Source organism: Archangium lansingense (genome assembly GCF_026626635.1).
Classification (GTDB): Bacteria; Myxococcota; Myxococcia; order Myxococcales; family Myxococcaceae; genus Archangium; species Archangium lansingense.
This window is the reverse complement of sequence record NZ_JAPNKA010000001.1, coordinates 9629745-9648625: the sequence shown is the minus strand read 5'-3', so window position 1 is coordinate 9648625 and position 18881 is coordinate 9629745. Positions and strand designations below refer to the sequence as shown.

Annotated in this window: 24 protein-coding genes; 10 read left to right on the top strand and 14 right to left on the bottom strand. The window is 68.1% G+C overall.

Annotated elements, in window-relative coordinates; all coding sequences use genetic code 11:
* The first annotated feature begins 16 nt into the window (after window positions 1-16).
* From OV287_RS38265 to OV287_RS38220, 10 genes are all read left to right on the top strand, one after another.
* The gene (locus tag OV287_RS38265; protein WP_267538985.1) at window positions 17-1006 is read left to right on the top strand and encodes a hypothetical protein; all 990 of its coding nucleotides are present in this window, start codon (window positions 17-19) and stop codon (window positions 1004-1006) included.
* On the top strand, window positions 1003-1434 hold the full coding sequence (locus OV287_RS38260; RefSeq protein WP_267538984.1) for a hypothetical protein: 432 nt from the start codon (window positions 1003-1005) through the stop codon (window positions 1432-1434). Before OV287_RS38265 ends, OV287_RS38260 begins: the two co-directional genes overlap by 4 nt.
* Window positions 1431-1598, top strand: coding sequence for a hypothetical protein (locus OV287_RS38255; RefSeq protein WP_267538983.1), 168 nt, complete (start codon window positions 1431-1433; stop codon window positions 1596-1598). The genes OV287_RS38260 and OV287_RS38255 overlap by 4 nt, the downstream gene beginning before the upstream one ends.
* On the top strand, window positions 1595-1972 hold the full coding sequence (locus OV287_RS38250) for a VRR-NUC domain-containing protein (RefSeq protein WP_267538982.1): 378 nt from the start codon (window positions 1595-1597) through the stop codon (window positions 1970-1972). The genes OV287_RS38255 and OV287_RS38250 overlap by 4 nt, the downstream gene beginning before the upstream one ends.
* A gap of 14 nt (window positions 1973-1986) precedes the next feature.
* Entirely contained in the window at window positions 1987-2403 is a 417-nt protein-coding gene (locus tag OV287_RS38245) for a hypothetical protein (RefSeq protein WP_267538981.1), read from the top strand.
* A 155-nt stretch (window positions 2404-2558) separates the two neighbouring features.
* On the top strand, window positions 2559-3455 hold the full coding sequence (locus tag OV287_RS38240) for a hypothetical protein (RefSeq protein ID WP_267538980.1): 897 nt from the start codon (window positions 2559-2561) through the stop codon (window positions 3453-3455).
* Window positions 3452-3865, top strand: coding sequence for a hypothetical protein (locus OV287_RS38235; protein ID WP_267538979.1), 414 nt, complete (start codon window positions 3452-3454; stop codon window positions 3863-3865). Before OV287_RS38240 ends, OV287_RS38235 begins: the two co-directional genes overlap by 4 nt.
* A 6-nt stretch (window positions 3866-3871) precedes the next feature.
* On the top strand, window positions 3872-4156 hold the full coding sequence (locus OV287_RS38230; protein ID WP_267538978.1) for a hypothetical protein: 285 nt from the start codon (window positions 3872-3874) through the stop codon (window positions 4154-4156).
* Between the two features lie 88 nt (window positions 4157-4244).
* On the top strand, window positions 4245-5420 hold the full coding sequence (locus OV287_RS38225) for a hypothetical protein (RefSeq protein WP_267538977.1): 1176 nt from the start codon (window positions 4245-4247) through the stop codon (window positions 5418-5420).
* Window positions 5421-5489: 69 nt separating this feature from the next.
* Window positions 5490-5873 (top strand): hypothetical protein, encoded by a 384-nt coding sequence (locus OV287_RS38220; protein WP_267538976.1) that lies wholly within the window; start codon window positions 5490-5492, stop codon window positions 5871-5873.
* Between the two features lie 3 nt (window positions 5874-5876).
* On the opposite strand, the gene OV287_RS38215 is transcribed toward OV287_RS38220, so the two are convergent.
* The 14 genes from OV287_RS38215 to OV287_RS38150 form a co-directional block, all read right to left on the bottom strand.
* Complete coding sequence (locus tag OV287_RS38215) at window positions 5877-8303, bottom strand: fibronectin type III domain-containing protein (protein ID WP_267538975.1); 2427 nt, start codon at window positions 8301-8303, stop codon at window positions 5877-5879.
* Window positions 8267-8590: a hypothetical protein gene (locus OV287_RS38210; RefSeq protein ID WP_267538974.1), complete on the bottom strand. Its 324-nt coding sequence runs from the start codon at window positions 8588-8590 to the stop codon at window positions 8267-8269. Before OV287_RS38210 ends, OV287_RS38215 begins: the two co-directional genes overlap by 37 nt.
* A gap of 161 nt (window positions 8591-8751) precedes the next feature.
* The gene (locus tag OV287_RS38205) at window positions 8752-9540 is read right to left on the bottom strand and encodes a hypothetical protein (RefSeq protein ID WP_267538973.1); all 789 of its coding nucleotides are present in this window, start codon (window positions 9538-9540) and stop codon (window positions 8752-8754) included.
* A gap of 23 nt (window positions 9541-9563) precedes the next feature.
* Window positions 9564-12281, bottom strand: a complete 2718-nt coding sequence (locus tag OV287_RS38200; protein WP_267538972.1) for a hypothetical protein — start codon at window positions 12279-12281, stop codon at window positions 9564-9566.
* Between the two features lie 223 nt (window positions 12282-12504).
* Window positions 12505-12906 carry a hypothetical protein gene (locus tag OV287_RS38195; protein WP_267538971.1) on the bottom strand — a complete coding sequence of 134 codons (402 nt, stop codon included), beginning with the start codon at window positions 12904-12906 and terminating at the stop codon, window positions 12505-12507.
* Between the two features lie 42 nt (window positions 12907-12948).
* Entirely contained in the window at window positions 12949-13380 is a 432-nt protein-coding gene (locus OV287_RS38190) for a phage tail tube protein (RefSeq protein WP_267538970.1), read from the bottom strand.
* Between the two features lie 9 nt (window positions 13381-13389).
* Entirely contained in the window at window positions 13390-13785 is a 396-nt protein-coding gene (locus OV287_RS38185; RefSeq protein WP_267538969.1) for a hypothetical protein, read from the bottom strand.
* 64 nt (window positions 13786-13849) lie between these two features.
* A complete protein-coding gene (locus OV287_RS38180; protein ID WP_267538968.1) occupies window positions 13850-14191 on the bottom strand; it encodes a hypothetical protein in 342 nt (113 codons plus the stop codon).
* Window positions 14192-14198: 7 nt separating this feature from the next.
* Window positions 14199-15599, bottom strand: a complete 1401-nt coding sequence (locus OV287_RS38175; RefSeq protein ID WP_267538967.1) for a hypothetical protein — start codon at window positions 15597-15599, stop codon at window positions 14199-14201.
* Entirely contained in the window at window positions 15596-15937 is a 342-nt protein-coding gene (locus OV287_RS38170) for a hypothetical protein (protein WP_267538966.1), read from the bottom strand. Before OV287_RS38170 ends, OV287_RS38175 begins: the two co-directional genes overlap by 4 nt.
* The gene (locus OV287_RS38165; RefSeq protein WP_267538965.1) at window positions 15934-16602 is read right to left on the bottom strand and encodes a head-tail connector protein; all 669 of its coding nucleotides are present in this window, start codon (window positions 16600-16602) and stop codon (window positions 15934-15936) included. Before OV287_RS38165 ends, OV287_RS38170 begins: the two co-directional genes overlap by 4 nt.
* Window positions 16603-16604: 2 nt before the next feature.
* The gene (locus OV287_RS38160; protein WP_267538964.1) at window positions 16605-17114 is read right to left on the bottom strand and encodes an N-acetylmuramoyl-L-alanine amidase; all 510 of its coding nucleotides are present in this window, start codon (window positions 17112-17114) and stop codon (window positions 16605-16607) included.
* A gap of 76 nt (window positions 17115-17190) precedes the next feature.
* Window positions 17191-17637, bottom strand: coding sequence for a hypothetical protein (locus OV287_RS38155; protein WP_267538963.1), 447 nt, complete (start codon window positions 17635-17637; stop codon window positions 17191-17193).
* A 28-nt stretch (window positions 17638-17665) separates the two neighbouring features.
* On the bottom strand, window positions 17666-18847 hold the full coding sequence (locus OV287_RS38150) for a phage major capsid protein (RefSeq protein ID WP_267538962.1): 1182 nt from the start codon (window positions 18845-18847) through the stop codon (window positions 17666-17668).
* Window positions 18848-18881 lie beyond the last annotated feature (34 nt).

Sequence of the window (18881 nt, the reverse complement as noted above, 5' to 3'; positions counted from 1 at the left end):
GTGGGGGGGCACTGACATGGCTCGTCTTCCTTTTCTGCAAGTGCCGCAGCAGACCGTGGCATGCGCGCGCATGCTGGCTCGTGCTCTCCGTGTGCCCGAGTTTCAGGGCATCGGCCTCGCAGTGGCCCTGGACGCGTGGGCGGTGGAGATGGCCCCCGAGGGGGACCTGTCTGGCACCCTCCCACCCGGGGACCCGGCGGCGCTGCTGGCCCTGGCCGTGGGTTGGGAGGGAGACCCGGCGGCCCTTCTGGCAGCCCTGCTCCTCACCGGGTTCCTGGTACGCGACGGCGACACGGTGCGTTACGTGCACCTTCCCAAGTACGAGGGTGCTCTCGTCTCGTCCCCAACCCGCCGGTCGACGCAGGCGAAGCATGCCGCCAACGCACGCTGGAGCAAGAGTCGAGCAATGCCGACCGATGCTCCGGCATGCGTGAGCATGCGGGAGCATGCGGGAGCATTGCCCCCCGATGCCGGGCGATGCCAAGACGCAGACGCAGACGCAGACGCAGATGAAAGATCCCCCAAGCCCCCAGGGGGGGCTGGGATGCTACGGGTTGTTGCGCCGCCCACGCCGCAGCTGCCGTACAAACCAGATGCACCCAGTCCTCCGTCCCTGGACGTGCCGACCGCCGTGGACCTGGTGCACCGCGAGGTGATGGAGGGCCGCCCGTACGCCTGGGATGTCGTGCAGGACGAGCGGGCGGCAACCGCGCTGCTCTCGCTCTGCATGGCCGACGGGGTGTCGATTTCCGAGGTGCCCGCTGAAGTTGCCAGGCGCTTCGGCCGCGCCCTCGTGCGCAGCCTGGACAAGTACGCGAAGGGCAGCACCAAGGCCGTCACCCTGCGCGAGCTCGCCCGGAGGGAGTGCTGGGCAGCCAACGCCGAGCGCCCCACCGTCGAGCGGGAGGAACGCGACCCGATCAGCGGCGTGGCACGACGTCGTCCCGTGCTCGTCGAGCCCTGGGACGCTGTTGCTGCGTCGCTGGCGGCGAGGGGGGCGTCATGAGCGCCGGCCGCAAGCGCCGGCCGGCATCCACCAGCGCCCGCCGGGCCGCGCAGGAGTCTCTGCCGCTCGCCCCGGCCGCCGCTGTGGACGGCGAGCTGTCCACGCTTCCCGTGCCGACAACTGCACCCCCGTCCCCGGAGGCCCCCGTGCCGCTCGAGCGCCGACAGGATGCGCCCGTGCACGAGCCCCAGGGCGCCTGGCTGGTGCTGTGGGTGAAGTGCGAGGACTGCGGCAATGGCAGGCACGTGGACGCGGCCGGGCGGCACGGCGCCATGCCCGTGCGCGGGGAGACGCGGACGGAACACCCGGAGTGGCCACGGTGCTCCCACGGAAAGCCGCACTGGGAGAACTGCCGCGGAGCTGCCGTGGCGCCTCCGTGCTGCATGTACGACGCCCCGGAGAGCAGTTCGCAGGAGGCCACCCCATGACGCCCCTCCAGGCCTGTCTCGTCCTGCTCGCCCACGTCCTCCTCGCCTGTGCCCTCAACGGAACGCGCGGGGAAGCGCCGGCGGTGCTCTCCGCGTGGGGCGCCCTCGCCGCGCTGCTCGGCTTCGCCAGTTCACTGGGTGCGGCGCTTCGGAGACGCCCATGAGGTGGGCCGCTCAACGCGACGCCGCAGAGCCTGCCGTGGTGCAGGCCCTCAGGCTGGCCGGGTGGACGGTAGAGAAGCTGTCCGACAAGGGCTTCCCGGACTTGCTGTGCGTCCGCAACGGGGAGGTGGTTCTCCTCGAGGTGAAGTCAAAGCGCGGCCGGATGAAGTCCGCGCAGGTGGAACTGCATGCCCGCCTGCGTGCGGCCGGACTGCCGGTGGCGATCGTCACTACCCCTGACGAGGCGCTCGCTGCCGTCCGCGGCGAGGTGCGACGGACTGCCATGGATGTCCGAGTTGAGCGGCGTCCAGGGCAGCGGCGCTCTCTCTCGGAACTCGCAACCCCTAACACGTTCAGGACTGGGAGGACGTCATGACGAGATGCAACGGAATGCAAGACATGCGACGCCCGGCCACCATCATCTGCGGATGCGGTTCGGTGGTAGAGGTGAAGCGACAGGGCCGCATACCCTGGCGCTGCGCCTCCTGTGCGCGCAACCACAGACTGGCGCGTCAGCGTGGAGAGACGACACCTCGTCGTCCCCGACACCTCACCGTAGACGCGTGCGACGAGCGGGAACTCGGCCCCGAGCGGCCCCTGTATGGGATGACGCCCGAGGAGTATGCCCGCTGGAAGGCAGCGCGCGCCGTGCGCCTCTACCAGGGCGAACCAGAGCTGTCTGTGCACGTCATTGCAGAGCGCTTGGACTTGACGGTGGAACACGTGACGTCGCTGCTGCGCGGGGTAGGGCTCCGGTGCAAGGGAGACGGTCGGGCCAACCTTGCCTCTGGGCCTCCGGCGCAATAGTTGACGCAACGGTCTCCCGTTGGGAGGGGTAGAGAATGGCTTGCGCAGCCCGCCCTTTGGTGCCCGCCCCTATCTCTTCTCCACCTGTCTCCGCTAGGAGTCGAGGACACGCACGTCCTGGAGTACCTGCACCGGCAGCTCCCTCGCGCGCAGGTGTGCAAGAGCCCTTTCCCTTCCTCTCCGAGGTGCCCACCCACCAGACGCGGCGTGAGGAGAGGGCCCGCCGCCCCCACCTCCGCCGGCGCACCCAGCCGGGCGCTGACCTGCGGCAGCAGGTGCTGCCCTTCCGTCGCACCGGCCGGGAGAGCATCCTCACCCCGGAGCTGGCCGAGGCCATGGAGACGGCCCTCGCCGAGGTGCGTGGCGCCGCGGAGGGTGGACTCCGACAGCGGAACGCCGAGGCCCGACTGCTGGAGTTGCTGACGCCCTTCCTGCGGGCCGAGGTGGAGCACGCCTTCACCCACCACGAGCGCACCCACCTGGACAAGGAGGACCTGCTGCAGGAGGCCCGGCTGCGCGCCCAACGCCTGTGGAAGCGCTTCACCCCGGGCTGGGCTGGGCCGGGGCGCACCCTCTACCCTGCCTACGTCCAGAAGGCTGTGCGCCAGCGCCTGGGCAACGTCCTCGAGGAGGCCAAGCTGGTGGGCCCGACCCAGTGGGGGCGCAAGCTTGCCGGCCGCGCTCGCCGGCGCGTGGCTCGCGGAGAGTCCTCGTACGAGGATGCTCTGCGAAAGGAGGGGGCGGACCACGCCACCACCCTGGGGCTGACCCTCGGCGCCACCCGGGCCAGCGAGCTGGAAGCCCTGCAGCTCGCCGACGAGGGCGAGGAGGGCAGGACTCGGCGCGCCCTCCATGTCGCCGCTGCGGCCGCGCTGAAGCAGCTTCCCCGGCTGGAGCGCCTGGCCGTCGCCGTTCCCATGGGCCTCACCCGCGAGACGCTCACCGATGCCCAGCTCGCCCGCCGCCTGAAGTGCACCCCCGAGGAGCTCCTCGCGGCCCGGGCGCGGGGGCTGGCGACCCTTCGTGAGTACATGCACGGGAGGGAAGCATGACGGCACCGCGAGAGATGACGCTTCGAGAGGTAGTGGCCATGGCACAGGGTATGGTGTTGATGGACGACCAGGTGAAGCTGGGCTTCATCGCCTCGTCCCAGGAGAGCGCCACGTGCACCGGGTTCGCCGTGGCGAAGATGCTCACGCCGCACGGGGCCACGTGGCATCCCGCCTACCAGCAGGTGCGCTGGCCGAGCGGTGCCGCGATGACGTTCCTCTCCGCCAGGGTCCCGAACCGACTGCGCGGGTTTCGCTGGGCGGCCGCCTTCCTTTCTGCCCCCGCCTCCGCATCGACCGAGGTGTTTGATCAGGCGGCGATGAATGTCCGACCCCCGGGCGCTGGCGTCATCCTCTGCGCCGAGGTGGCCAACCGGAGCGCGCTGGACGAGCAGCTCCACGCGGCGGCCTGAGGCGCCATGCCCACCATCATCACCGAGAAGCCGGGCCCCTGCCGGGCCTGTGGCGGACTCATCCGCAAGGGGGAGTACGCCGACTTCGAGTCGGAGAAGGGCGCCTCCCACGTGGAGCCCCAGTGCGTCACCGCACCCGTCCGCTACCGTCCCAACCGGCGCGCGGGGAGGTGCAAGTGCGGCGCGCGGGTCGAGGCCGGGAAGGGCCTTCTCCGGCTGCTCGAGGACAGGGGGGCCCAGGGAGGCGGGAAGCGCTGGGCGGTCGACTGTGCCAGGTGCGCGGGCTTGTGATGCTGGCCCGAGCGCGGGTAGCGTCCACGGCGCCATGCTCCGACAGGCCCCTACCCATCGTCTCCTCTCGCCCCGGATTACCTGTGTCTTGCTGTTGTCCGTCTACTCGTCGGGCTGCGCCTTCTTCAAAACGAAGGCGTTGCCACATGGGTACACGGCAGAGGCTGCACCGCAGTGCAGCACCAACCTTGGGCCGGCCCGGGTCGATACGGTCGTGGCCGGGGTGTTTGCTGGCTTGGCGCTACTTGTTGGGGCTCAGGCAGTGGGGATCATCCCCGGCGATCGCAAGACAGCGAGCGGTGGTCTTCCTGGGCTCCTACTGCTCACTGCACCGTTCGGCGCGTCCGCAGGCGTGGGCTACCATCGGGTAGCCGAGTGCCAGAGAGCGCAAGGGGCGTGGGCAACGGTGACGGCGCAGCGGGAGAGGGAACGCCAGGAACGGCTGGCGGCCCAGGCTCGTGCTGAGGAGGAACGCAGGGCTGCCGAGCAACGTGAAGAGGAAAGGCTTGCCGCGCAGAGGCGAGCGGAAGAAGAACGCTTGGCTGCTGAGGCTCGCGCGGAGGAAGATCGGGCGGTTGCGGCAAGTACTGACGCCGCACAACCGGACGCGCAACCAGCCACCGAGGAAAGGGCTGTGGGCACAGCACCTCCATCTGTAGCCGCGAGAGGTCCGGTCGCGGCTGATGGGACGCCCATGCTCCTTCCAGATGGCTCATACAACCCGGCATTTACCAATCCTCCCAATGGGTATCGAAGCCCAGAGGGATATCAGCACGTTCGCTGGGGCATGAGCGAGGACGAGGTGAAGCGAGCCTATCCACAACTCCTCCCCATTGAGCAGGGTCTATACTTCGAGGGTGAAACTGCCGGGCATAAGTCTGTGACGGCGTTCGCTTTCAGCGAGCATCGCTTGGCGTTCGCCGCGATCGTGTTTCAAACCACGCGGCAGACGGTGGCGCAGTATATTGACGACTACAATGAGTTGAAAACGCTGCTCACGCAGAAATACGGGGCGCCGCGCCACGACAATGTGAATTGGCGCGAGGGTAAGGGGTTCTTGGGCGATTCTCCGGACGGTCTTACGACGGCGCTCCGGTTGGGGTATGCGACGCTCGAGACGCAATGGACAACAGGTGAGACGCTAATACGTCTAGAGTGCGAGTCCAAGAAGCTCACGCCCGAGATCAGCATCAAGTACGCTAGCCTCCGACTGATGCCTAGGATGATTCAGAAGAACGACCAGGCGAAGGTCGACGACTTGTGATGCTGATAGTCCGTAGTGCGTTGCTGGCCACCGCTTCTCCCGTGAAGCAATCATCTTTCGGGAGATGCCATGGCGTACCGAGTATTTGCGATGGTAACCGTGCTGGGCATTGCGTGCGGCGGCACGGGTGTCGCCGTGAGCAGTGTCGACGTCGTTCTTCGGAACACCACCCAGAGGGAGGCCGCCTTCTATCTCTCGGGAGGAGGTAGGGAGGCCACACTCGACGTGTACGAGATGCACTATCTGCTGCCGGGAGACGTAGTCCACGTCCCCGATGCCATGGCCGGGCCTCGCGGTGCTCGCCTGTTTCTTGGAGTGGTCATTGCCGGCGGTGGGCTCCAGATGCGCGAGTACCAAGGCGAGGTGACGGTCACTGCGCCGCACCACGTCTGTATACTTGCGCTCTCGGAGATGGACTACGCCTACGAGGTGAGCCAGGAGTGCAGCCCCTGACGCTCAGAAGTCCGCCTGGAAGCGCACCATGTCGAGGGGGACCCGTCCCCCAGCTGCGATGGATGGGACGCGCACCGTGCCGTCCGGCCGCACCTCCACGTCCACCAGCGCCGTGCCAGTGGACGTCGCCCAGAGGCGCCGCTCTCCGGGGCGGTAGCCAGAGGGCAGGGTAAACAAGGTGCTGTTCGCAGCTGGGGCCGGACTCGGCGCGCCCGCCGTTCCTTTCAGCCACACCTCGCCCGCGTCGTTCTTCCGGTAGCGCACCAGCCCGAAAACGGCGATGTTGTACGGGAGCCAATCATTCTGCCAGGTGACGTCCTGCCAGGGCTCAAAGGCCTGCTGGCGGAGCGCATCCACGGAATCAACGGTGAGTGCCCCCGCGTATCCGCTCCACTTCTCCACGAGTACCTCCGCGTAGCGCGCGCCCGCCGGCACCGCCGCGGAGACTGCACCGCGCTGCCAACTATTGGCGGGCGTGCTCGCCCCGCCGAGCGCCTCACTGGAGAAGTCGACGGCCCCGGAGAGGCTGGACAGCCAGTTCACCCCCAGGGTGCCGGAGCGAACACCCGCCGTCCCCTGTTTGAACCACGTACTGAATACCCACTGCTCACCCTCTCGCACGGTGAACACCTGCCAGTACAGCGTGGCCGTAGCCATTCCAGCCGGGAACAGGATGGAGCGAACACCAGCGTAACTATCTGTGGAGGTGGTGACGTCGCTACCCCAGATGCCTCCGCTCAACGTCACCGTATCCGGAGGTTGGCCAGCGTCGGTGAGCGCCTCCAGTTCGCCATTGAGGGGGAGACTGCCGACCGTCACCTTAGGCAGGAGAACGCCAGGGGAGACGTACCTCGGCGCAAGCGCCACCTCCGCCGAGGCCGGTCCGACGTTCCCGCGCCTGTCCCTCGACCGGACCCGAGCGTAGTACGGGACGCCCGCTACCAGCCCCGTCACGTCGAACCGCGTGGAACTGCTCACCGCCTTGAGCGTGGAACTGGAGAGGGTGAACCCCGGCGAGGTGCCGACGTGGAGCTCATACTCCTCGGCGGCTGGGCCTCCGGATGTGAGGTTGGGGGCGGTGAAGAGAAGGACGGCGCCCGTCACCGAGTTCGTCACCGTCAGACCGGAGGGAGCGGCAGGCCCGGTGAAGGGGGAGCTGGGGTTGAGCCCCGGCCGGGCCTCCATGGACAGCCACGCGCGTGGGCCCAGGGCGGGCTTGCCGAGCAGCCGTAGCGCCGTCCGGCCCGAGGTGGAGGAGAGGCGGTGCGTCACCTGGCGCACCGCGAGGCGCTGTTCGCTGGAGAAGTTGACGCTATTGGCGGCAAGGGCGACCAGGTCCCCAAGCTCAAGGCCGGGGTGCAGTAACACCTCCACCGAGGCGCCCACGTCCGTGGTGGACAGGTCCGCGAGTCCCGCATCAGCCAAGCGCCCAGCCTCCGCGGCGGAGCGCAGGTTGGTGGCCGCACCCTCCACCACCCGCATGAGGCGGTGCAGGCGCGTGCCTGCGCTGTTGAGGTAGCCGTAGCGGGCCAGGGCGGTGGCGGACTCCCGGCGCTCTGTCTTGCGCTTGGGCTGGCCGGCTGTGTCCAGGTCCGAGGCGTCCGGGTACACCACCTCCACCACGGTGCGGATGTCCTCGAGCCCAACACTGAGCTCGCCCAGGTGCTCGTAGTCGTTGGCGGTGTACGTCCAGACGGGCGTGGTGGCCGCCCTGTCGGGGCCCCACAGCCAGAGCCCCCAGTCGCCGGTGTCCGGCCGGAACTTCCACCGCACCTCCCAGCCTCGCCCGGCCGCCAGCTTCGTCAGGGCGTTTATGACCGGCTCATAGTCCTGCTTGTACTTGCCCAAGGCCTGGGTGGAGGCCTCGGGGGTGTACAGGGCGAACTCGGGGAGCTGCGCGTCCGTGAGGATGGTGTTGCATACCGTCTCCAACGGCACACCGGCGTCGCTGCCGTACGTCTTCTCCTCGGCCGTCCAGACGTCCTGCAGCACGCCCCCCATGTCCCGGCCGACGAAGGTGATGACGTCCGGATTACCGGAGTCCACGTTGTCAATGCGGCCGGCGAAGAGGGGCAGCCACTCGGGGCTGGTGGCGAGTTGGCGCGGTGGGCCGAGGGCTACCTCCACCCGGAAGAGCCGGGGCGGGTCCAGCAAGGGGGCATAGCCAACGCCGAGGTTGTTGGCCCGGGAGGATGTCATCAGCGGCGCCAGTGAGACGCCTCGCACCTCGCGCAGGACGCGCACCGTGGCCTGTCCCACGGGGCTGTCGAGGCTCTCATCCACGTCCACCCCCTCGAGGAAGTCCCGCTCGAAGAGGTTGGTGAGATCGTGCCAGGCGTCGTCCGGGCCCAGCACGCGGACGCGGCCGCGCACGGTGTAGCCGGCGGGGTGCTTCAGGAGACGCTGCTGCTGCTCGTTGAGGGGGCGCATGCCCCGGAGAACGGGCGCTCACCGCGGAGCACCTGGCGGAGTGCCTCGATAACTACCGGAACCAGCGCCTCCTCGATGGACTCCAGCGGGGCGCGCAGGCGCTCAATGGTGGCGCGAGCTTCGGCGAGATCCTCTCGCAGCTTGCGCCACTCGTCAGTGGCCTCACGCCAACCGGGGAAGAAGGTGTCCATCTCGCACCAGCCGAATCCGCCGCGCTGAGCCAACTGCTCGACGCTCTGCCCCCGGCCATAGCGCGCCGAGTACCCAGCCCAAGCCTTATCAGCCACCTCCCATGGCACGCTGATTGGGCCGGGCGCTGCACGTCCAGACGTCTGAAGCGGAAACTCCGGGTACTTCGACCGCACTCTACGAACGCACCCAGCGCAGCCAAATACCGCTTCACGGTGGTCACACGTCGTTTTGTCCATGTGCTGGAGAAGCGTCGCACTCACACCTCGTAGAGGGTGAAGTCGAAGACCTCGGCCACGGACTCCCGCAGCGGCATCGTCTTCGCGCTGCCCACCTCGCCGAGGCAGAGTTGCCCGGCGGTAGCCAGACGCGGGCCCTCAGCCAACACGTACGGGAGAGCGGGCCAGGCGCGGGCGTTATGGAGCGCATACAGCTTCGGCACCCATGCGTCCGGCACCAGGTAGGGCAGAAGCACGGCGTCGTCGAAGTCGCCCAACCCAGTGCCGGTGAAGTCCCCCAGCACGAGCGCCTCCACGGTGCCGCCCGAGCGCCGAACAAACTGCGTGGGCACGGTGGACGGGGAGAGCACCCCATCCCTCCATGTCACCCCATCCGAGCGCGTCACGTAGTGGTGCCACGTGGAGGACTCCCTACGCCAGAGGAGGGCGCTCCAGGGGCTGGAAGCGGTCGCGTCGAGCACCTTCCAAGACATGGTTCCGGAGGTGGGAAGGCGCAGATGCCCGCCGTACTTCCCGCCGGCGGACTCAATGGTGAAGCTCAAGGGGGCCGCGAAGTACCCCACCTCGCGGCTGGTGTAGGAGTGCGAGTCGAAGGCAAGCACGTGCCCCTCGCCCTCAATGAGCGAGCGCAGTAGCTGCGCCGCCGGCACGGTGAGCAGAGAGGAGGTGTAGCGGAGGTTCGCCTTCTTCACCTTCGCCGTCGACCGCGGCACCCCGTTGAGCGAGCGCACCACCTCGCCGAGCCGGACAGGCAGCCACTCCGAGTCCGTTGCCTCTACCTCCACGCCGTTGAGCTTGAGCAGCGCCATAATCAGGGCCCCTCGTATCCGTACTACATCCGCCCGCGCGAGCCGCGGTTGCGGTAGGCGAGCTCATCCACCTTCCGCTCCAGCGCGGAGAGCCCATGGTAGACGTCCTGGGTGACGACGGTGACGGAGTTGATGAGCGGAGCCGCCGGCGCCGAGGGCTGGGCAGGGGCAGCGGGCGAGCTCGGCGTGGCGCTTGAGCTGGAGCCAGGTGCCTGGGAGGTGGGCATGGTGACGGTCCCACTCCGGGCGTTCTGCGCCTCGAAACTCTGGAGCGCGTACTTCCAGGAGCTGGGGGCGTTGGTGAGGCTCGCCGTCATCTTGTCCACGGCGCTTGCGGCCTGATAGGCGGCCGCAGCTTGCTCTGCCGCCGCTGCCGCCTGTTCATATGTCGTGGAGGTGAGGTTCTGGATGGCCTGCCGCAGCCCGCTGGTGTCCGACGTCGCGCCCTCGAGGCCATCCGCCCACCCGGCCAGGAATTCGAGCGGACGGACGCCGAGAATCTCTATTTCAGACAGCTTTCTGAAGACGTTTTGGATCTCCCAGATGATGCCGTTCCATGCCTCTCGGATGCCGAGAATGATGCTCATGACTACGAGGCCCACCATCTTGAGTACCTCGAAGAGGGCAGGCATCACCTCCTCGGCGATGCTGTTGAGCGGCGTTTGGATGGCCTCCAGCGCCTGGCCGAGCACCTGGAAGAGCGGCGCCAGCATGTCGCCGAGCAGCATCATCATCGGGGCGAGAGGCGCCACCGCCTTGCCCATCGCATCCAGCGCCGGGCCCAGCCCGTTGATGACCACGTCCACGACACGGAGGACGGCCGCCACCACCGGCACCAGTGGCCCCGCGAGTCGACCGAGCACGTCCGACACCACCTGGATGACGTGGTTGATCATCTCGATGATCGCCTTGAACTGCTCGGACCGCGTGAGGAGGTCCAGCGCCACGGCGATGACGGCGCCCCACACCCCGCCGGCTTGGGCACCCTGGACCCCCGAGTTGATGACACCGCCGAGCTCGCCCGTGCGGCTCATAGTCTGCTGGACGATGGCGTCCCGAGCCTGGAGCATGCTCTGGGCCAGCGCCTTGGCCCGGTCCACGATGGCCTTCTGCGCGTCCTTCGCGGCGGAGATTGCGGGCGACAGGCTCTCGCGGAAGAGCAGTTCGAACTGGGGGCCCATGACATTGGAGGCGAGCCACTCCTGACTCTTCTCCATGAGGGCCTTCTGCTTGAGAGCCAACTCCAGGAGTCCGCCAGTCACATCGAGCACGGACTCCAGTGCGTCCTTGGCAAAGCTGGCGGCGTTCTCGGCCTCCTTCTTCAACTCGTCCAGCGTCTTCGTCCCCTGGACGGTGTTGGGGTCTCCAATCTCCGGGAGCGAAAGGTTCGGCAGATTAAAGTCGAGGCTGAACCCGAGGTCCTTCTTGAATAGCGCCATGCCCCTGTCGAAAGACTCCTTGGTCGTCAGGAGCATGTCTGCGCCCGCCTTCGCCCCATTCTTGATGGCCGCACCCGCCTGGTCAGCGATGGCCTGGACCTCAGCCATGCCCGCTTCGGCCTTCGCGCGCCCGGCATCCCAGAGCTTTGTCACGCCCTGGTCGAGGTACTCGAGCATCTTCTTGCCGGACGTGTTGGCCATGGTCTCGAACATGGCGGACACCTTGTCAGCACCGACCCACCTCGCCACAGGCGCGGCCATCTTCGCGATCCATCGCACCTGGGCGGCGATGAATTCGAAGGCTGCCTCCACGCCCCTGCGCAGGAAGCCCGTCAGCGAGGAGAACATCTCCCCGACGAAGCCGGAGATCGTCCTGCCGAGGGCAATTGCTTCGGTGGTGATTTCCTCAAACCACGCCTTGATGCCCTCTCCAGTCTGTTCCCACGTGTCGCGCAGCACCGCAGCGAGCACCACGAGCGAACCCACCGCCACGGCGATGGCTGTGACCGTGGCCAGCAGCGGACCTGCCGCCACAGCCATGGCCTTGAACTTCGCTGCGCCGACTGCGAGCGCGGCGGGGATGGCGATGACGGCCCCCTTGATGGTGGACACCAGCTTGTCGACGCCGCTCGTCACCTTGCCGACGTCAAAACCCTTGAACGTCTTACCCACGTCGGACTTGCCCAACTCGCCGAGCCGCTTGCCGAGAGCCGACACCTTGTCGAGTGCCAGTCCCGCCGAGGCGGACATGGTCGAGAATCCCTTGCTGACGGCCTGTGCGGTGGGCCCGGCCAAGCGGGCGATGACAACGGTGCCCTCGGCGAAGCTCTTCGTGAAAACGAGAGCGCTGGAGAGAGCCTTTCCCGCGACGCCGATGACGGCCGCGTACTTCACGAACGTTACTATGCTGTCCTTCTGCTCGGCGGTGAGGTTGCGCCAGGTGGCCACGGCCGTCTTCACCCAGACGGTCATCTCCCGTACGAGGGGGGTAAAGGTGGAGCCAACCTCCTTGCCGAGCGTCATGAGCGCGCCCTTGAGGTCCTCCAGCGCCTGCCGGGCTGGCTCCGAGGTCTGGCTCGCCACCGCGAAGGCACCGGCGGCGAGTGCAGACACGGCGAGAAGCCCGTCTGAGAAGTCACCCAAGGCGGCAGACGCCTTGGACATCTCCCCTTCGATCTTGTCCGCCGTCTCCTCCACCGCCTTGGCGACGGCGGAGAGGTTCTTCACCGCCTCGCCGATGGCGGCGGTCACGGCGACGTAGAGATCGCCGACCTTTAGTCCGCCTGGTCCGTTGCCGCTCATTTGCTGCGTCCCTCCGCCTATGCAGCGTGGTACGTGGTGGTGCGCTTGACCCTCTTACGCTCCGGCCCGCCGGGGCTTGGGCTGGGTGCTGTGCCGTCCTGGGAGTTGCTTGGCGCGCCCTCCGCCTCCAACAGGTGGTCAGCCGCGATGGCCAGGATCCACTCGAAGGACTGCTCCCGTGTCTCCTGCTCCGTCCAACCCTGAAGTCTGGCGACCCGGACCTCTAGGCCTCGGTCGGGGTCGCCTCGGAGTTTCCCTTCATGCGCTCCAGTGCGACGCCCGCCGGGGCCAGGGCGCCATTGATGTCCTCCTGCAGCTCCATCAGCCACTCGGACTCGATGATGCGCTCGAGGTCCTCCTGGGAGTGGCGGTTGAACGCGGGGCGGACGGCGCCGGGGCGATAGACGACGAGTGACGCCATGCGCGCCAGAGCTCTCATGGCGCCGTCCTCGCCGGCATGGTTGTTGTTGGCATCCACGTCCCCCGCCTTCTTGGCCTCGGCAAAGGCCATCGCCACCAGCGACTTGGAGGCGCGCCGCAAGACGAGCGGCACAGCCTTGTCTCCAATAGTGACGGTGACCTCCTTGTAGATGCGCGGCGGTCCATTCAGGTCGTCGTTGTGCATATGCGTGAGTCCCTAGTGAAAGTTGTGAGACGGCGAGAGGGATTAGATGGCTACAGGCGGGCCGCTGAACTCCAGCGCGTACTCGAATTTCAGCAGGGTGCCCGCCTCGAAGTTGTTCGGAGACGACTGCACAAAGGCCTTGTAGCGCCAGCCCTGGCTTCCAGCGACGGCGGTGGGGTCCAGGATGACGTGCATATAAAAGGGCTCCTTGTTCTTGCGAGCCGTCTCGATGACCTCCTGCGTGACGCTGCCGGGGCGGCGTGTACCAGCCAGTGCGCCTCCGGTGAGGGAGGACCAGACGATCGTCTTCTCGCTGTAGCCCTCGGAGTTGAGGAACCGCTGCTCCTCGAATTCCTCCTCCTCAGTCACAGAGAACGTAGTGGCCGCCTCGATTTTGTTCGTGTCGGAGAGCGCGGTGACGGCGTCGGCCGTGACGTGGATGGGGACCTTGTGACTGATGACAGAGTCGGACATGTGGGTGCCTCACTTCGGTGGAAAGAACTTCGCCAGGGACTTCATGAGTTGAGTGGAGACGCCCTTGATGAGCAGCGAGCGCACCCCGCGTTTGAAGGCGCGGCGCAACCAATGCGGAGGTGGCGTCTTGGTCTGCACACCCCAGTGCCAGCCCTCGTGAATGGGACCCGCCTGGGGGTGTTCGTAGCCAGCGGTGGCGGTGGTGCTCAGTCGCTTGGAGAGGTTGTGGTGCGGCAGGCTTACGAAGGACGTCTCCGCCAGATTCAACGGGTCATCCGGCGCGCCGCCGCGAGGGACGAGGAACTGGGCCTGATCCAAGCCGCGCTGGGCGGCGTTGATGACTGGCCTGTCCAGGTCGCGCAGTACCAGCTCGGCCTGCGAGCGGAGCCGGACGAGTGCGGTCACGTCCACCTCCACCGCCTTCCGCATTCTGTAGCCACGTGCCATGCCCCAAAGAAGGGGCGGGCGCTCAGTTCGTGGGCGGGGCGGGGAGCGGCTCCGTTGCCCCGGGTGGCGTCACCTTCCAGCCGTTGCCAACCATCCACCCGAGGGAGAAGCGGGTGACGTTGAGCCACCACTGGTGGTCCTCCTGCGTCCAGTCGGCCGCCTCGGGGTCATCCGCCGTCGCGTCCCGGTACCAGTCGCACCCGACTGGGTGGGGGTTGGTGCAGAGCTTCCCGTGCAGGGCCACCGCCAAGCCGCGCACCGCGGGGGTGGTGGCAGCCTTCGCCTCGTCTTCCTCCCGCTTCTTGGCCTCCAGGCGTGCCACCAGTTCGTACGCGGCCAGCAACTCCTCTTCCGTCCTCGTCATGGCGTCCTCAGTCACGGAGCTCCCATGCCACCACCAAGTCAGCAGCGGGCGGGGTGTCCAGGTAGATGGTGAGCGAGCCGACTGCCGCCGTGGTGCGCACCACGCGTGAGCCGTTGGCGTCGGCGGTGGGCTGCTGCACGTGGGCGAAGACATCGCTACTGGCTAGGCACAGGTTGTTGGTGATGGTGACGGCATTCTGCCCAGCGGCGACCTTCGCTCGGCCCTTCCACGTATTGGACGTGGCGTTGCCCGCGGTGGCGGTGGTGTCACCCGTCAGGCGCCTGATGCGGCCGTTTCGGGTGACGACGAAATTGGAGCTCCCGTCCACAGCGAAGGCGCCGCTCTCGTTGCCGAGTCCTTGGCCCGCCGTGACGGACGGGGCCGCGAAGGCGGTGTTGCTTCGGATGATGTTGCTGCTGACGTGCAGGTACCTGGTTCCAGCTGCGTCGAAAGCCAGGTACGCGCCGGCCGGGATGCGGAGGGCCACAGCCCCCACTGGCACGTCCACCACCTCAAACAATCCTGAGTGTTTCTTCCCTGAGAGCGTCTGCACGCCCGTCGTGCCCACCACGGCGCCCGTCACCCCGTGAGCCGTGCTCGCCGAAGTATGCGAGGCAAGAGCGCTCGCGTCCGCCTTCGCCGCGAGCTCCGCCGCGGTGGCCCGGCCAGAGACGTCGGATTGCAGTTCCTCGAGCGCGTCCTGCACGTTGTTGGAGGCGAGCTCGCCAGCGGGCGTAACGAGGACCTCGGCAGCCGTGGGAATGGGGGGCGGCGCACCGATGGCCAACCACTCCGAGCCGGTGGAGACGCGCAGGAGCCCGGCGTCCGTGTCGAAGGCGAGGGCTCCGCGGTAGCCCCCAGGCGCGGGGAAGCTGGCGAAGGGCATGGACGCCAGCACCAGCAGCCCGTCCAGGGTGGCTTGGCCGGTGACGGACAGCCCTCCCACCTGCAGCGTGGCGTCCCGGGAGAGCGGCACCACCACGCCCGGGGCGGTGGCCGATAGGTACTCCAGGCCAACGGTGAAGGACCAGAGGGGGCGCTGCTCTTCGTCATCGCGCAGGTAGGTGGGCCCGCCATCCTCCAAATCCACCGTCTCGTACTCCGGTGGGTGCAAGTCGTAGAGGGCGGACCAAGCTGCCCTGGCCCTAGTGCCGCTCTCCGTGTACGCGTTCGGCTCCCGCGTACCGCGCACCAGCACCGTCACGGACTCGGTGTGTTTCGCCAGCCCCGTGTTGGCGAGGTACTTCTCCGGCTTCTCGGCACCAGAGTGACGGCAGGAGGTCATCGCGTCGGGCGCGCTGGCGGGGTAGGGGCCCGCGTAGAGCGTGGGCGTCGGGCCCGCGAGGCTGCCCACTCCCGCTGCCTGCAGCAGGGTGGCGACGTCGAGCTCGCAGTCGCGCAGGCTCATAGCACCAGCTCCGAATGGTCGAAGGCGCCCGTCTCGAGGTCCATCCGGACGAACACCTGCACGGCCTGGCGGCTCAGCTTGTAGTCCGCGGGGTCAGCCCCCGGCAGCCAGATGCGCAGCTTCCCGAGTTCCTCCGGCGACACCTGGGCGGTCGTGAAGAGGGTGCCCTGGGCCACCGCCTGGCGACCGTCGACGGTCTGCACGCGCCGGGCTCCGGGCTGCCAGCGGCACGGGTAGGGATCGGGCTCGCCGTACACCTCCCGCCGGCCGTTGTCCTCCGTCCCGAGGAAGCGGCGCAGATGGAAGGTCTGGTGCAGGTCCTCGGCGATGAGGCTCACGACTGCCTCCGGTTCCGCGTCTTGCGGTGCGGCTCGGCAAGCTGGCGGGCCATCTCAGGCACCGCCTTGGGGTCCGTGCTCCACGTCACCGAGGCATCGCCGACGCTGCGACTCGTCACATTGGGGTCCCTCCCCGCGGGCCGGTACAGGGCGGTGACCGTCGCGAGGACGGCCTCCTCGAGCTCGGCGGGCAAGTCGCTGGTGAGTGTGCTCGTGGGGTCCGCCGCCAGCGCAAGCTCCACCTGGCCGGGTGTCCTCCAGCCGGCGTCGTAGGTGACGACGATTTCCCCGGTGTCGTAGGCCGTGTGGGGTATTGGCGAGACGCCGGCCGTCCACGTGCCGGTGAAGGGCCACGCGCAGGAGCGCCGGACAATGCGTCCGTGACGTGGGCTCTCAAGGTGGTAGTCGGTGGCGGCCACCTCCTCACCGCCCACGGTGATACGCACCAGGCGCCGCACCGCCCCCGCGCGCAGGAAGAGCCGGCGTCCGCCCTCGCTGGGCACTGACTCCTGAGCGTCCGTGCGCAGGTGCACCTCGTAGCCCAGCCAGTTGGCCAGAGCCCGGCTCGCCGCGGTGACGAGAGCTGGCAGCTGGGCGTCCGAGCTGGACACCTTGAGGCGGCCCGCCGCGCGCGCCACCGTGGTGAGGTCGTACTCGGTGGCCATGGCTACGCCACGCTCCTCTGCGCGCGCTCCACCGCCGCGCGCACCCGGGCCCAGTTGAAGTTGTCCGCGGGGTCCGTCTTCCGTCCGGGGGCCACGTCACGGTGGCCGAGGACGTTCTCCGTGGGGATGCGGTGGCGCAGGACGATCTCCGGGACGAGCTGCTCCAGCGCCTGGTACTGCGCCTCAGTGAACGGGGTGACGTTGTCGCCGGGGTTGACGATCTCGATGCCGATGGAGCGTGCGTTGACGCTGGGCCTGCTCTCGCCACGCAGGGTGGAGACGCCCGCGTGCCACGCCTTCCGGCTCTCCGCCACGAGGCAGTACACCGTGCCGTCGGTGTCCACGAGGTAGTGCGCGGACACCCTGCGCTCAGGGGGAACCGCGTCGTCCGTCAACGTCCGGAGGGCCGGGGCGCCTCGCCGCGTCGCCGTGTGGTGCAGGACGAGAACGTCCACGCGCACGTCGCTGCGGCTGGAGTGGTTGGGGGAGGGGTAGCTGTTGTTGGTCAGCATGGGCGTCTCTAATAGAACGGCCGGAAAGGCAGCCAGGGAGGCCACCTCCCGGCCGGGAGGACTGAGAGGGGTTGCGCTAGATGGGCAGAGTGGACGCGCCGCCGAGCACCAGCACCGCCCCCGTCACCACCTTGGGCGTGGTGCCAGCGGTGAGGGCCACCGTCTCCACCACCCGCAATTCGTCATGCCCCACGGGAACGAACTGGAGATCGACGTCGAGCTCCTCCGCGGTGCTGGCCGAGGTGATGGCGAGCGCCACATCCTGGCCGTCCATGTCCTTCAGCGGGGTCCACGGATTGCCGGCATCGCTGCCGTCGCGCGTCTCCACCTCGTACGTGACGCTGGTGGCGGTGGGCGCCCCGCTGATGGCCCCGGTGAACGCCACCAGCACGGCCGAGCCGTAGCGGCCCGGGGCGAACGTCGTACCCTGGCGGGTGCCGGCCGCCTGGTCCGCAGGCACGAGCGCCAGGTTGTTGCACAGTACGTAGGCGCCGATGTTGGTCCTGATGATGCTGGACAGCATGGTGTTCCCTTCTCGGGCGGGGCCCGGGTCAGTAGGTGACGTCCTTCTTGAAGGCGAAAGCGGTGGTGTGGCGGAGCTTCCAGTCGGCGTACCCGACGATGCGCAGCGTCTGCATGTCGTTGGCGAAATCGGAGGCGTTCTCGCCGATGGCCATCTCCAACTCGGCCGCCGCGCCGAAGTAGAGCTGGGACGCCAGACCGAAGCCGATCTTCTTGAAGCCGATCAGCGTGTTGTGGCGGAGCACGGGGAAGCCGTTGTGGGTGGGGTTCTTCAGGTCGCGGAGCCCCTCGAACATCCAGCCGGCTGCGTCCCGCTTGTTGCGCAGCGCCCAGAAGGTGTTCGGGTCCATGAAGTAGAAGGCGCTCGCATCCAACTTGTGCCGCTTCTTCTCCAGCGCCGCCGGCAGGTCGTCCATGTCGGCGAGCATGTCGTCCACCGTGGCGCCGGCGCTCGCGGTGATCATGGACGAGTCCACATCCTCCAGGACGCCGAGGGGCTGCTTGTTGCCCTTGCCGAAGAGCGCGGCCTCATCCATCTTCAGCGCCGCCGCCACCTGGATGTCGGCGCCGACGTCCGACGCCGCCGACGAGTGGCCTCGGCGCATCAGGTCGTTGGAGGTCTCGGCGCGCCCCATGAGCTTGTGGCTGCCGAGCTCGAGCAGGCCCGTCTTCATCTGCGTCTTCTCGACCGGCTCACCCTCGGCCGCCCAGTAGACGACGGCCCCGGCGTTCTGACGTCCCACCACGAACTTGCCCCCGTACCCACTGGCCTTCCGCAGCCCGGGGCGCGACAGGAAGAGGGACTCGTCGCGGAGGAACTCGATCATCTCCGTGGACTCGACGACAGGGAGCCGCTCGCCGCCCTGGCCGAAGAGCGACGCGAACGCACCCACGGCCTTGGCCTTCACGAGGTATTTCTCGAGCTCGTCCAGGTTCTTCGCCACACCCAGCGCCTTGGCGCGCGCGAGGTACACCGCCTTGACAGCGACGCCAACGCGGGCTTGGTAGAGGCGTCCGTCGTCGGGGTCCATTTGGAGGTCACGCGCGTTGGTGACCGTCGGCCCGGGGGCAGCCGGGGTAGCAGCCGCGCGCGAGGCGAGCGCCGCCTCCACCGCCTTCACCACCACGGGCTGGAGCGCAGCCTCGACGTTCGGGGGGATGGGGGGCGGCGCGGGATTCGGGGCGGGGGCGGGGCTGGGAACGGGGGCCATCTGGGACTCCTGCGTGGGTGTCTCGGTTCGTGAT